Source organism: Nocardioides sp. Z43_10 (genome assembly GCF_059766615.1).
Genome location: NZ_JCBAJY010000003.1, coordinates 1 through 12,196 on the forward strand (window position 1 = coordinate 1; position 12,196 = coordinate 12,196).

Genomic DNA, 12,196 nt, shown 5'->3' on the forward strand with positions numbered 1-12,196 from the left:
TACCCCACCAACAAGCTGATAGGCCGCGAGCTCATCCTCCACCGCCAGAACTTTCCACCACACCACATGCATGGCGCAGTCATATCCGGTATTAGACCCCGTTTCCGAGGCTTATCCCAGAGTGAAGGGCAGATTGCTCACGTGTTACTCACCCGTTCGCCGCTCGTGTACCCCCGAAAGGGCCTTACCGCTCGACTTGCATGTGTTAAGCACGCCGCCAGCGTTCGTCCTGAGCCAGGATCAAACTCTCCGTTGAAAAACAACACACAACCAACCACCCCAAAGAGCAGCCAGTCATGAAAAAAGAGCCACATCCCAGCAAGAACAACCACTGACAATTATCACTAACTGTCAGACATAATCCTTGCCAAAGAAATCATCAACCACCAAAGGTGATCGACGAGGCATCAAACTAATTCGTCGACTAATATGACACACTGTTGAGTTCTCAAACATCACACGCTCTCGACGTTCGGCCTCTCGGCCTCCCTGTCGGGGCTTGTCCTACCTTACTTCGGACTTTCCCGCTTTGCAAACCGGCCCATTTTCGTTTCCCGCACCCAATTCAGGATGTGGAAGTTCGAAAACTTTTGCGGCTATTCGGCGTGAATCTCCGTGGAGAATCTTGCCTTACAACCGGCCGACAAGCAATTCGGGAGAAAGTCCCCGTCCGGGCCGCTTTTGGACATGACACCGCGATGGCGTCGCGACCTTTGCGCGAACAAGACGGCCACCCCTGGCTTGGGCTGCGGCTCCTGATCGGACCCGCACCCGCCGCACTGGGGGCAACCCGGAGAACACTACGTGCTGACCCCCTCGGGAGCAAGTCCACGAGACGTGACCTCGGTCTCCCCCGGGCCCCCGATCAGCACCCATCGTTCAGGCCACCTGAAACGGCCGTTCAGCGCCTGTTGCGGGGAGGCTGGCGAGCCACGCGCTCGTTGCCGTGCCGGTAGTTCCCGGTCCACCGGGCCACGCGCACCCTGGCTCAGGCGGAGGTGGTGCGTGGCAGCGAGGGCACCACGGTGTTCGCCGAACAGCAACTGAAGGTCGCTGCCGGCATCCGTCAGCCAGTCGCCGACTTCGTTGCCGCCCATCCCGGGACCCGGCTGCTCGAGGCGTGCTTCATGGAGATCCAGCAGGCCGTGGGCACCACGCGGACCCGCAGCCCCCAGACGCTCGGATTCCTGCACGCCTTCGTCGAGGACCTGAAAGCCACCGGCTTCATCGCCGAGGCGCTCGTCCGATCAGGTAGGCGCGACGCGACAGTCGCCCCGCCCGCCGCATGAGCACGGCGCAGACGGATTGCTAGTGACGGGGCAGAGAACGCACGTGAGCCGCTCCGACGGTGTCGGAGCGGCTCACGATCAAGAGGGCGAACGCGTGGAGCTGGCGGGAATCGAACCCGCGTCCTCGAGCGTCGTACCAGGGCTTCTCCGGGTGCAGTTCGTGATGCCGTTTTCTCAGCCCCGGTGCTCCCACGAACAGGTCACCGACAGGCTCAGTCAGGAAAAAGTCCCGATCAACACCCCTGACGTGCGTTGATCAGCAAGCCTCCTAGATGAGGCCGGCTACTGGAGCGGAGGCGCCCCCAGACCGACCCTTCGATCACTGCTCAGGCAGCGAGAGCGAAGTTACTGCGCTTGGTTTCGGCAGTTATTGGTTTCCAGCGATCGTTAACGAGATAACGCTGGCTCCTCGACCCGCTTCCCCTGGGACTAACGTCCCAAGTCGAAACCGATCAGCCCCTCTTGAGTTGTCGAACTGCTGGGCAGTCTACGGGATGCAGCAAGCAGGCGCTGCAGGTTATTCCCCGGACGGTGTCCCCAGCAGCGCGGCCGCGTTGCTCCAGCACACCGCACGCAGCCACTCCTCCCCCAGCCCGAGCCGCTCCAGGCCGCGCAGCTGCTCGAGGTAGGCGTAGGGGATGTTCGGGAAGTCCGAGCCCAGCAGCACCTTGTCGCCGAGGTCGCCCAGGCGCGCGACCAGGTCGGCCGGGTAGGGCCCGCCCATCTCCTCGAAGAAGGCGGTGAACGCCATCGTGGTGTCGAGGCGGACCCGCTCGTGGCGCTCGGCGAGGTCGAGGAACTCGGCGTACTCCGGCGCCCCCATGTGGGCGATCACCAGGCACAGGCGCGGGTGCCTGGCCAGCAGCTCGGCGACCGGACCGGGCCCGGTGTGCTCGGTGGGGACGGGCCCCGACCCGGCGTGCAGCACCACCGGCGTGCCCGCCTCCGCGAGCACCCCCCAGGCGGCGTCCAGCAGCGGGTCGGTGACGTGGAAGGCGCCGACCTGGACGTGGACCTTGAAGACCTCGGCCCCCTGCGCGATGCGGCGCTCGACGTACGCCGCGGCGCCGGGCTCGGGGAAGAGCGTCGCGCAGTGCAGCGCCTCGGGCACCCGCGCGGCGAAGCCGGCCGCCCAGTCGTTGAGGAACTCCGCCATCTGCGGCTTGTGGGCGTAGGGCAGGGCGGTGAAGCGGCGTACGCCGAGCGCGCGCAGCGTGTCGACGAGAGCGTCGTCGGTGTCGCGGTAGCGCAGCGGCCAGGGCCGGCCGATCAGCGGGCCGGCCGCGTCGAACTCCGCGCGGACCTTGGCCGTCACCCGCGGCGGCAGGAAGTGGGTGTGGATGTCGAAGAGCCCCGGCAGCGCGAGGTCCCGCCAGAAGGCGCGGGTGGCCGCCAGCGGCTCGTCGGTCACCGTCAGTCCATGCCCTTGAGGTGGCGACCCAGCGCCGCCTCCTTCTCCCGGTTCGCGGTGCGCTCGGCGATCGTCTGGCGCTTGTCCCACGACTTCTTGCCCTTGGCCAGCGCGATCTCGATCTTGGCGCGGCCGTCCTTGAAGTAGATCGACAGCGGCACCACGGTCAGCCCCTTCTCGTTGACGCGGCGCTCGATCTTGTCGATCTCCTGGCGGTTGAGCAGGAGCTTGCGCTTGCGGCGCGCGGAGTGGTTGGTCCACGTGCCCTGGCTGTACTCGGGGATGTGGACCCCGTGCAGCCACGCCTCGCTCGCGTCGATCTCGACGAACCCGTCGACCAGCGACGCGCGCCCGGCGCGCAGCGACTTCACCTCGGTGCCGACGAGCACCATGCCCGCCTCATAGGTGTCCTCGATGTGGTAGTCGTGGCGAGCCTTCTTGTTCTGCGCGACCATCTTGAGGCCCTGCTCCTTGACCATGCACCCATTCTCTCAAGTCGTGGCAAGCCGGTTGATCAGAGCCAGTTCATCGGGTTGGTCGCCGTGCCGTTGACCATCACCGTGTAGTGCAGGTGGCAGCCGGTCGACCAGCCGGTGTTGCCCACGTAGCCGATCACCTGGCCGCGCTGGACGCGCTGTCCCGGGCTCACGACGTAGCGGGTGGCGTGGTTGTAGATGGAGGCCAGACCGACGCCGCGGACCAGTCCGTGGTCGAGGATCAGGCGGTTGCCGTAGGCGGTCTGGTAGTAGCGCGAGGCGACCCGGCCGTCGGCGGCGGCGTACAGCGCCTGCCCGCAGCCCGCACCGAAGTCGGTGCCGTCGTGCAGGGACTGGTAGCCGTAGATCGGGTGGGTGCGCATCCCGTACGACGAGGTGACCGAGGCGCCGCGCACGGGCCAGCTCAGGTATCCCCCGGGGTTGCCGACCGGTCCGCCTCCGCCCGCCTGGCGGCGCGCCTGCGCGGCCCGGCGGCGCAGCATCTCCGAGATCCGCTCCTCCTGGCGCTCGAGGCGCTCCAGGACCTGGCGGTCCCGGGCCTTGACCCGGTTGGCCTGCTGAGCGGCGGTGCGCTGGCTGACGACCTTGGACCGCACGCTGGCGGTGGCCGCCTGCGCCTGCTGGGTCACCTCGGTCATCGTGACCAGGTGCTCGGCGGCCGCCTCACGCTGGGTGGCGACCTCGTCGCGGGCCCGCTCGACCGTCTGCTCGCGCACCCCGAGCAGCACCTCGGTGGCACGCAGCTCGTCGTAGGCGCGGGTCTCGTTGCCCACGATCACGTCACGGGCCCGGGCACCACGAGTCAGGTCGGAGGGGTCCTCCGCGCCGAGCGCCGAGGCGAAGGCCAGCAGCTCGGGGTCGCCCTGCTTGTAGAAGGACGTGACCACGCCGGCGACGACGCCGCGCTGGTCCTCCAGCTCGCCCCGGCTGGCCTTGAGGGCCGAGCGGGCGCTGACCAGACGGCTCTGCGCGCGGGCCAGGGCCGCCTTCATCTGGGCGTCCTTGACGCGGGCCTCGCCGAGCCGGGCCCGGGCCTTGGCCTGGGCCGCGCGGGCCTCGGCCAGGGCGCTCTGGGCAGCGCCGAGCCGGGCGGACGCCCGGCGCCAGGCGGCGCTGGACTCCTCGAGGTGGTCGTGGGCGCGGTCGATCTGCTTCTCGACCTTGCGCTGCTTGCCCGTGAGGTCGTCAGGGGCGGCTGCGGAGGCGGAGGAGAGGCTGGAGATGGAGGCTGCGGGGGACGTGAGCGCGCCAAGCGCCAGAGCCAACGCTGCGGTAGCAGCGGGCAGGCGACGGTGCGCGGCACGGGGGAAGGATCGCACCGGTAGACCTTCGGTTGTCACGAGAACATGGACGCGACGACCGTAACCGAGCGGAGTCAGACTTTGAGGTATTTGCGGGTCAGCACGAGTGTCGGAAGCAGCGTGAGCACCGGGCCGAGCGCGGCCACGGCCAGAACCGCCCACCAGTACTCCTCCATGCCGATCCACGGCATGAACTTCAGCGAGTCGCCGGCGCGCTCGTGGATCCCGAAGTACATGAAGCCCCCCAGCGCCCCGGCGGCCAGCGCCACCCCGATCAGCGCGGTGACCACGGCCTCGAGCAGGAACGGCAGCGCGATGTAGAGGGTGGAGGCGCCGACCAGGCGCATGATGCCGATCTCCTTGCGCCTCGCGAAGGCGGCCAGCCGGATCGTGTTGCCCACCAGCAGCAGCGCGGCGAGCACCAGGAACGCGGCGGTGCCCAGCGCTGCCCACTGCAGGGCGTTGATGGAGCCGTAGATCGGCTCGAGGACGTCGCGCAGGTCACGGATGCCGGAGACGCCGTCGAGGCCCTGGACGGCGCTGACGACGCCCTCGTACTCGTCGGGGTCCTTCAGCTCGATCCAGATCGACTCGGGCATCGCCTCGGCGGTGGCGGCCGGATTGGGTCCATCGAACTTGTCGGGGCCGAGCAGCTCCTTGACCTTCTCGAAGGCCTCCTCCTTGGACTCCACGTGGGAGCCGGCGACCTCGGGGCTCTCCTCGATCTTGTCCAGGATCGCCTCCTTCTGCACGTCGGTCACCTCCCCGGCACAGGCCGGGTTGTCGTCCTGCGCGGTGCACAGCCAGACCGTGATCTGGAGCTGGCTGCCCCAGTGGTCGGCGGCCTTGGTGGCCTGCTGGTTGAGCAGTACGCCGAGACCGACGAGGGTGAGCGAGACGAAGAGCGTGAGCACGACCGCGATGTGCATGGACAGGTTGCGGCGCAGGCCCTGGCCGAGCTCGGAGAAGACGTAGCGGAGCTGCATGGAGGAGAGACTCTCTTCGGGGGGAAGGGACGATCAGTTCTGGAAGCCGTAGACGCCCTGGGCCTGGTCACGGATGACGTGGCCGTCTTCGAGCTCGATCACGCGCTTGCGCATCTGGTCGACGATGCCGGCGTCGTGGGTGGCCATCAGCACCGTGGTGCCGGTCCGGTTGATCCGGTCCAGCAGCTTCATGATGCCCACCGACGTCGTGGGGTCGAGGTTTCCGGTCGGCTCGTCGGCGATCAGGATCATCGGCCGGTTCACGAACGCCCTCGCGATCGCGACGCGCTGCTGCTCGCCGCCGGAGAGCTCGTCGGGCAGCCGGTCACCCTTGCCCTCGAGGCCGACCAGCTCGAGGGTCTCGGGGACCAGCGCGTTGATCTCCTTGCGGGGCTTGCCGATCACCTGCAGGGCGAAGGCGACGTTCTCGTTGACGGTCTTGTTGGGCAGCAACCGGAAGTCCTGGAAGACCGTGCCGATGTCGCGGCGCAGCCGGGGCACCTTCCAGCTCGCGAGCCGGTTGATCTCCTTGCCTGCCACGTACACCCGGCCGCTGGTGGGCCGGGTCTCACGCAAGGTCAGGCGCAGGAACGTCGACTTGCCCGAACCGGAGGCGCCGACCAGGAAGACGAACTCGCCCTTGTCGACATCGACCGAGATCTGGTCGAGCGCGGGGCGGCCCTGGCCGGGGTAGGTCTTGGTGACCTTCTCGAAGCGAATCACTGGGCCGAGAGTAGCCGAGAGACGGTCGCGATCCCCGCACCCGCGCCCTCTCGGAGAGCCTCAGCGACGTATGTTTGGCCACATGCCCCGCGTCCTGTCCGCCCTCGCCTGCCCGGCTCTGCTGAGCCTGGTGCTGGCCGGCGTGTCCGGGTGCACCGGCGGCGCTGACGACGCGCCGAGCGCGGAGGCCAGCGCGGTGAGCACGCCGTTGCGCGACCTCGACACCACCACGCTGGCGGTGCCTCGCGCCGAGTTCTGCGACGCGATCCCCCCGGCGGCCGTCGAGGAGGCGCTCGGCGACCCGGTCGACGCCACGGCGCACTACGGCAACGGTGACACCGCCCAGCTGACCGACGGCGTCGAGGACGTCTCGCACGAGCTCGGCTGCGTGTTCACCGCCGAGGACGGGGCCCAGGCCCGGGCGTGGGTGTTCGTCCCCCCGGTCACCCAGGCGCGCGCCAGGCGGCTGGTCCGCGAGCTGGGCCGCGCGCAGGGCTGCCGGGTGGTCGCGGACGCCCCGGCGTTCGGCGCCCCGAGCCTCGCCCGGGTGTGCGACGCCGCGGGCGATAGGCCGGCCGAGGCGTCGTTCCGCGGGCTGTTCGGCGACGCGTGGCTGACCTGCTCGGTCTCCGAGCCGGGCGCCGAGGCCGACGCGCTGCTGGAGCGCGCCGACGCGTGGTGCGTCAACGTCGCCACCAGCGTCGCCGGCTGAGCCGCGACTAGTTCGCCTCGGCCTTGTCCATGCCGCGACGCCAGCGGATGCCGGCCTCGAGGAACGGGTCGATGTCGCCGTCGAAGACGGACTGCGGGTTGCCCGACTCGTAGCCGGTGCGCAGGTCCTTGACCACCTGGTAGGGGTTCAGCACGTAGTTGCGCATCTGGTCGCCCCACGACGCCTGGACGTCGCCGCGCAGGCCGTCGAGGTGGGCCTTCTCCTCGGCCTTCTTCAGCGCGAGCAGCTTGGCCTTGAGCACGACCATGGCGCTGGCCTTGTTCTGCAGCTGGCTCTTCTCGTTCTGGCAGCTGACCACCGTGCCGGTGGGGATGTGGGTCAGCCGGACCGCGGAGTCGGTGGTGTTGACCGACTGCCCGCCCGGGCCGCCGGAGCGGTAGACGTCGACGCGGATCTCGTCGTCGGGAACCTCGATCTCGTCGGTCTGCTCGAGCACGGGGACGACCTCGACGGCGGCGAAGCTGGTCTGGCGCCGGCCCTGGTTGTCGAAGGGGCTGATCCGCACCAGGCGGTGGGTGCCCGCCTCCACCGAGAGCGTGCCGTAGGCGTACGGCGCGTGGATGGCGAAGGTGGCGGACTTGAGCCCGGCCTCCTCGGCGTAGGAGGTGTCGAAGACCTCGACCGGGTAGCCGTGCTGCTCGGCCCAGCGGATGTACATCCGCATCAGGGTCTCGGCGAAGTCGGCCGCGTCGACGCCGCCGGCGCCGGCGCGGATCATCACCAGCGCCTCGCGGGCGTCGTACTCGCCGGAGAGCAGGGTGCGGACCTCCAGGCCGTCGACGGCCTTGGTGATCTTCTCCAGGTCACGGTCGACCTCGGCCAGCGAGTCGGCGTCGCTCTCGTCCTGGGCGAGCTCGACCATGATCGCGAGGTCGTCGATGCGCTCGCTGAGCTCCACGAACCGGTCGACCTGACCCTGGAGCAGCGAGAGCCGCCCGGTCACCCGGGTCGCGTTGGCCTGGTCGTCCCACAGGTCGGGTGCGGCCACCTCCTCGCCGAGCCGCCCGATCTCGACGCGCATCGCGTCGATGTCGAGCACCTGCTCGATGGTGTGCATCGTCGCCTGGAGCTGCTTGATCTTCTGGTCATAATCGGGGCCTGCCACGTCAACCAAGGTTACGTCACTTCGGCTAACAGTCGGCCCGTGCCGGTGCGATGGGGGTGGATGGGACTGTCTGGGCAAGCGTCACCCCCATCGCCGACGGAACGTGGGGCGCCCCCCGGTGACCGGCAAGTAACTGGAGATTCCCGTGCACCTGGTGCGTGCGATCCTCCAGTTACCTGCGGGTAGGCGTGCCCCACACACTCCGCTGCACCCCCGACGCCAACGGGAAATGCCCCTCGGCCCGACCCGCTCCCGGCGCTAACCAGCCAGACTCGCCTGCGAACGTGGGCGCCCCCAGGTGACCGGCAAGTAACTGGAGATTCCCATTCACCTGGTGCGTGTGATCCTCCAGTTACCTGCGGGTAGGCGCAGCGGGCGGCAAAAGTAGCGCCGACTCGCGCCCACTCGGGTGCGAGGTAGCGCCGACTCGCGGGTTTCGGCGCGGCGTCAGCTGGCGGGGTGCGGGACCGGGCAGCCGGACGGGAAGGTGCCGAGCTGCTCCACGTCGTACCCGTCGGGGTAGCTGCGGATCCAGGACAGGTCCTCGATCGCCTTGCCCCTCACCCGGGCGGGGAAGAGCCGCAGCACCTTGCCGCGCGCTCGGAGGGCGGCGCGGGAGGCCCGCACCACCGCAGCCGGGGGCTCGTCGTAGCGGAACGCGGTGAGCAGGGGACGGTCCATCAACGACCGGCTGAACACCTCGACCGCACCCGCGGCGAAGGCGGGGTAGAAGGTCTGCATCAGTGCCATCGTCGAGTCGGCCACGGCGCGGGCGCCTCGGTCGAAGGCGAAGTGCTCGGCCTCGTAGGCGTCCATGAAGTCGGCGAAGCCGGCGTAGGTCTCGGGGATGTCACCGATGTTCATGTGCCGGCCGAGGCGGCGGTAGTAGTTGACCGAGGCACGCACCTCGTTGTCGCTCAGCGGGCGCTTGCCGTAGTCGTCGAGCCAGCGCTTGGGCACGACCACGAACGTCGCCAGCACGTAGCGCATCTCGTGGTCGGGGATGTCGTAGCTGCGGTGCATCTGGTTGATCCGCCGGATCGCGGCCCGCGCGCGGGGGTCCTCGAAGCCGTGGCGGACCGGCGGCTCGAGCAGCAGCGCGGTGTCGTCGTAGCGCTTCTGCACCTGGCCGGTGAACTGGCCGGTCTCGAACAGCAGCCGCCCCACCCCGGGTACGGCGTAGGTGCGGAAGAGGGCGAAGCTCAGCGCCTGGTTCATGTCCCAGGGGAACTCGTGCATCACCACGTTGCGATAGATCTCGACGTAGTCGCGCTCGGGGTCGAGGGAGTCGTTGAGGACCTTCCAGTGATCGCGCTTCATCGCGCCAGACTAGAGCGGACGCTCTACTCCGTAAAGGGGTCGGCGAGGGTGCTCGATAGCCTGTGGCCGTGCGCGCCCCTCTGCAGTCTCGAAGCTCGTCCTCGGCGGACCGGATGCTCGACGCCACGCTGGACCTGCTCGCCGCGGGTGGCCTGCAGGCGGTCACCGTCGCGGCGGTCGCCCGGGCGGCCGGGACGTCCAACGGCTCGCTGTACCACCGTTTCCGCGACCGCACCGGCCTGCTGCTGGCCGTTCAGGAGCGCGCGCTGAGCGCCATCGAGGAGAGCACCGCGGCGGCCTTCGCGCGCGCCGACGCCGAGCCCGACGACGAGCGGGCGCTGGCGCTGCTGGCCCGCGAGGCGCTCGGCATCTTCGCCGAGCACCGGGCCGCGATGCGGGCGTTCCTGGTCGAGGGCCAGGGCACCGGGGACTTCACCGAGCGCAACCTGCGCAGCAGCCGGCTGCTCGCCGGCGCGGTGGTGGGCTGGCTGCAGCAGCGCTTCGGCGCGACCGCGCCCGACGCCGAGGCGGCCTGGCGGATCCTCTTCGCGCTGGGCGCCTCGCAGGCCCTGTTCGAGGACGATCAAACCACCGCCTCCCCCGGCACGCTGGGCGGCGACGACTTCGCGGACGCGGTCGCGCGCGCGGTGGCGGCCGTCGTACGCCGCTGAGGGCGCCCGGGTTCGGCGGCTGCCTCAGCGCTTCGCGCCGAGGACCTGCGCGACGTACCAGCGGCCGCCCCGCTTCACCGCTCCGATGCCGACGAGTCGGTGGCTCGGGTTGAGCAGGTTCTGGCGGTGCCCGGCCGAGCGCATCCAGCCGCGGTTCACCACGGCCCTGCCGTTGGGGTAGCCGACCGCGACGTTCTCCCCCACGCTGCGCAACCCGCACGCGCGCAGCACCCGGGTGAGGTCCTGGTGGAAGATCCGCCGCTGCCGCGCCATCTTCAGCGCCTGCCGGTCAGCCTGGCGCTCGAGGCAGCGGTTGACGACCAGGGCCCTGGGGCCGCGGCGTTGGCGCTGCCGGTTGGTCGCCTTGACGGCCTGGTTCTCGTAGCGCTCCGGGGTCAGCGTGGTGCGCTCCTGCGTGGCCTGGGCGGGCGTGGTCGACGTCGGGACCAGCAGCGTCGCTGCCGTCAGGGCCAGGGTCACGCCGAGCTGCTTGCTGGGGAACAACGTTCCTCCTTGGTTGGAGCGAGTGCAGCGTCCCATCGTGGCAAGCCCGCGCACCCTGCCCAACCCCCACCGGCGCCGAGGGTGGGACGCGCCACACTCAGCGCTCGATGGTCACCACCGCCGATCCCTGGGCGCCGATCGTGGCGCTGCCCGGGGAGCCGGGCAGGCTCAGCGGCAGGTCCAGCGGGGCCCGGATCTGGACCACGATCCGCTCCGCGTCCGCGCGCACCTGGTAGGTCAGGCCCGGGTAGCGCCGATAGGCGTCGGTGGCGCGCAGGTAGTCGGCGACCGCGGCCCGCGCCCCGGGGGCGGCCTGGGCGAGCCGGTCGTCGGCGAGCCCGGTCGTGTACGTCTCCTGACCCCGGGCGCCACCGTCGGCACCGTGCAGGGCGGCGCCGTCGGCGAGGGTCGCGAGCCCCTGACGCTGGAGGTAGGCGGCCGAGGCGTCGACCACCACGGCGACGGCCAGCAGCAGGATCGTCACGAAGCCGATGATCATCAGCGACGTCTGACCGCGCTCGTCGCCGGAGCTCGAGCGGCCCATCTCAGCGCTCCTGGAACTGGCCGACGGGCACGGAGTGGGTGGCGTCGAGGCGGAACGTCGGGGCGCCGCCACCGAACAGGGCGGGCGCCAGCGGGAGCCTCACCTGCGAGTCGATGCGCACGGTGATCACCGAGGTGCCGCTGTGGCAGTCGCCCGGGTCCGGACGGCAGCTGACGTGGAGGTCGAGCGGTGCGTCCTGGAGGCCTTGGTCCGCGAGCGCACGACGCGCGACCGACCGGGCGTCGCGCTCGCCGGCCGCGTCGTTCTCGGCCAGCGCGTAGGCGCGGGCGGCGGCCCGCGAGGCCGCCGTGACCGCGAACGCGCCGCGCTGCACCTCGAAGACCGAGAGCATCAGGTAGACCAGCGGCACCAGCAGCAGGAGCCCCAGCCAGATCAGCTCGACCAGCGCGCTGCCCTGCTCGCCGCGCCGGCGGCTCACCGCTCCTCCTCGACCGCGTGCCCGCTGACCTCCAGCGCGACGCCCGGACCCCACAGCCCCAGCGGCGGCACCGAGGCGCGCACCGTCACCACCACGCCGGGGGCGCCGTCCACCGACGTCTGCCGGGCCGTGACGTCACTGGCGTAGCGGCCCGAGAGCGCCCCGGTGATCTCCGCCCGGGTCCGCGCCGCCCCGTCCGCCGGGCCGGCGTCGAGGGTGCCGGCGTGACGGGCGCCCTCCGAGGCGGCCGAGGCGAGCGTGTTGCGCACGTGCAGGACGAGCCCGACCTGCAGGATCCCCAGCACGAGCGGGACGAGCACGACCATCACCAGCACGAAGTCGACCACCGCGGACCCCTGCTCGTCCGTCCCGGCCTGTCGGCCGGCCCCGGACACGCTCAGCCGCCGCCGACGCCGGCGAGCGCGCTCTTGAGCATCTGGTTGAGCTGGGGCCGGGCGATGGCGAGCAGACCGCCGACGAGACCGGCGGTCATCACCGTGATCATCACCCAGCCCGGCACGTCCCCGCGCTCGTCGCGCTCGGGTGCCCTCGGCAGGCTCAACAGGACGTAGAGGCGGGTCATCGCCAGCGAGATCGGGTCCATGGGTTCCTCTTCTCATCGTGGTCTGTGGGTCAGGGGGCGGTGAGGCTGAGCCCGACGACGCCGGGCCAG

15 protein-coding genes, 1 rRNA gene and 1 other RNA gene are annotated in these 12,196 nt (G+C 70.2%); 3 read left to right on the top strand and 14 right to left on the bottom strand.

Annotated elements, in window-relative coordinates:
• Positions 1–256 (bottom strand): 16S ribosomal RNA (locus AC6EI4_RS06080); the annotation flags it as partial.
• 745 nt (positions 257–1,001) lie between these two features.
• On the opposite strand from AC6EI4_RS06080, the gene AC6EI4_RS06085 reads away from it, so the two are divergent.
• Entirely contained in the window at positions 1,002–1,289 is a 288-nt protein-coding gene (locus AC6EI4_RS06085) for a type 2 periplasmic-binding domain-containing protein (protein ID WP_498450900.1), read from the top strand.
• A gap of 92 nt (positions 1,290–1,381) precedes the next feature.
• Here AC6EI4_RS06085 and ssrA read toward each other — a convergent pair.
• The 6 genes from ssrA to ftsE all read right to left on the bottom strand — a co-directional run bounded on the left by ssrA (position 1,382) and on the right by ftsE (position 6,207).
• Positions 1,382–1,749: a transfer-messenger RNA gene (gene ssrA / locus AC6EI4_RS06090) on the bottom strand.
• 57 nt (positions 1,750–1,806) lie between these two features.
• On the bottom strand, positions 1,807–2,700 hold the full coding sequence (locus AC6EI4_RS06095) for an amidohydrolase family protein (RefSeq protein WP_498450901.1): 894 nt from the start codon (positions 2,698–2,700) through the stop codon (positions 1,807–1,809).
• A 2-nt stretch (positions 2,701–2,702) separates the two neighbouring features.
• On the bottom strand, positions 2,703–3,179 hold the full coding sequence (gene smpB, locus AC6EI4_RS06100) for an SsrA-binding protein SmpB (protein WP_498421675.1): 477 nt from the start codon (positions 3,177–3,179) through the stop codon (positions 2,703–2,705).
• Positions 3,180–3,214: 35 nt separating this feature from the next.
• A complete protein-coding gene (locus AC6EI4_RS06105) occupies positions 3,215–4,516 on the bottom strand; it encodes a M23 family metallopeptidase (RefSeq protein WP_498450902.1) in 1,302 nt (433 codons plus the stop codon).
• Between the two features lie 56 nt (positions 4,517–4,572).
• Positions 4,573–5,484, bottom strand: a complete 912-nt coding sequence (gene ftsX / locus AC6EI4_RS06110) for a permease-like cell division protein FtsX (protein WP_498421673.1) — start codon at positions 5,482–5,484, stop codon at positions 4,573–4,575.
• A 33-nt stretch (positions 5,485–5,517) separates the two neighbouring features.
• Positions 5,518–6,207 (bottom strand): cell division ATP-binding protein FtsE, encoded by a 690-nt coding sequence (ftsE, locus tag AC6EI4_RS06115; protein WP_498421672.1) that lies wholly within the window; start codon positions 6,205–6,207, stop codon positions 5,518–5,520.
• An 82-nt stretch (positions 6,208–6,289) separates the two neighbouring features.
• Here ftsE and AC6EI4_RS06120 point away from each other — a divergent pair, with 82 nt between their 5' ends.
• Positions 6,290–6,919, top strand: coding sequence for a hypothetical protein (locus AC6EI4_RS06120; RefSeq protein WP_498450903.1), 630 nt, complete (start codon positions 6,290–6,292; stop codon positions 6,917–6,919).
• A gap of 7 nt (positions 6,920–6,926) precedes the next feature.
• On the opposite strand, the gene prfB is transcribed toward AC6EI4_RS06120, so the two are convergent.
• Together prfB and AC6EI4_RS06130 are read right to left on the bottom strand one after the other, a co-directional pair.
• Complete coding sequence (gene prfB / locus AC6EI4_RS06125) at positions 6,927–8,045, bottom strand: peptide chain release factor 2 (RefSeq protein WP_498450904.1); 1,119 nt, start codon at positions 8,043–8,045, stop codon at positions 6,927–6,929.
• Positions 8,046–8,492: 447 nt separating this feature from the next.
• Complete coding sequence (locus AC6EI4_RS06130) at positions 8,493–9,365, bottom strand: oxygenase MpaB family protein (RefSeq protein WP_498450905.1); 873 nt, start codon at positions 9,363–9,365, stop codon at positions 8,493–8,495.
• A 68-nt stretch (positions 9,366–9,433) separates the two neighbouring features.
• Here AC6EI4_RS06130 and AC6EI4_RS06135 point away from each other — a divergent pair, with 68 nt between their 5' ends.
• Positions 9,434–10,036 carry a TetR/AcrR family transcriptional regulator gene (locus AC6EI4_RS06135; protein WP_498450906.1) on the top strand — a complete coding sequence of 201 codons (603 nt, stop codon included), beginning with the start codon at positions 9,434–9,436 and terminating at the stop codon, positions 10,034–10,036.
• Between the two features lie 24 nt (positions 10,037–10,060).
• On the opposite strand, the gene AC6EI4_RS06140 is transcribed toward AC6EI4_RS06135, so the two are convergent.
• The 5 genes from AC6EI4_RS06140 to AC6EI4_RS06160 form a co-directional block, all read right to left on the bottom strand.
• Complete coding sequence (locus AC6EI4_RS06140; protein WP_498450907.1) at positions 10,061–10,540, bottom strand: CAP domain-containing protein; 480 nt, start codon at positions 10,538–10,540, stop codon at positions 10,061–10,063.
• A 97-nt stretch (positions 10,541–10,637) separates the two neighbouring features.
• The gene (locus AC6EI4_RS06145; RefSeq protein ID WP_498421666.1) at positions 10,638–11,084 is read right to left on the bottom strand and encodes a pilus assembly protein TadG-related protein; all 447 of its coding nucleotides are present in this window, start codon (positions 11,082–11,084) and stop codon (positions 10,638–10,640) included.
• 1 nt (position 11,085) lies between these two features.
• On the bottom strand, positions 11,086–11,523 hold the full coding sequence (locus tag AC6EI4_RS06150) for a hypothetical protein (protein WP_498421665.1): 438 nt from the start codon (positions 11,521–11,523) through the stop codon (positions 11,086–11,088).
• Positions 11,520–11,870, bottom strand: a complete 351-nt coding sequence (locus AC6EI4_RS06155; RefSeq protein ID WP_498421664.1) for a TadE/TadG family type IV pilus assembly protein — start codon at positions 11,868–11,870, stop codon at positions 11,520–11,522. Before AC6EI4_RS06155 ends, AC6EI4_RS06150 begins: the two co-directional genes overlap by 4 nt.
• 50 nt (positions 11,871–11,920) lie before the next feature.
• Positions 11,921–12,127, bottom strand: coding sequence for a hypothetical protein (locus tag AC6EI4_RS06160; protein ID WP_498421663.1), 207 nt, complete (start codon positions 12,125–12,127; stop codon positions 11,921–11,923).
• Between the last annotated feature and the right edge of the window lie 69 nt (positions 12,128–12,196).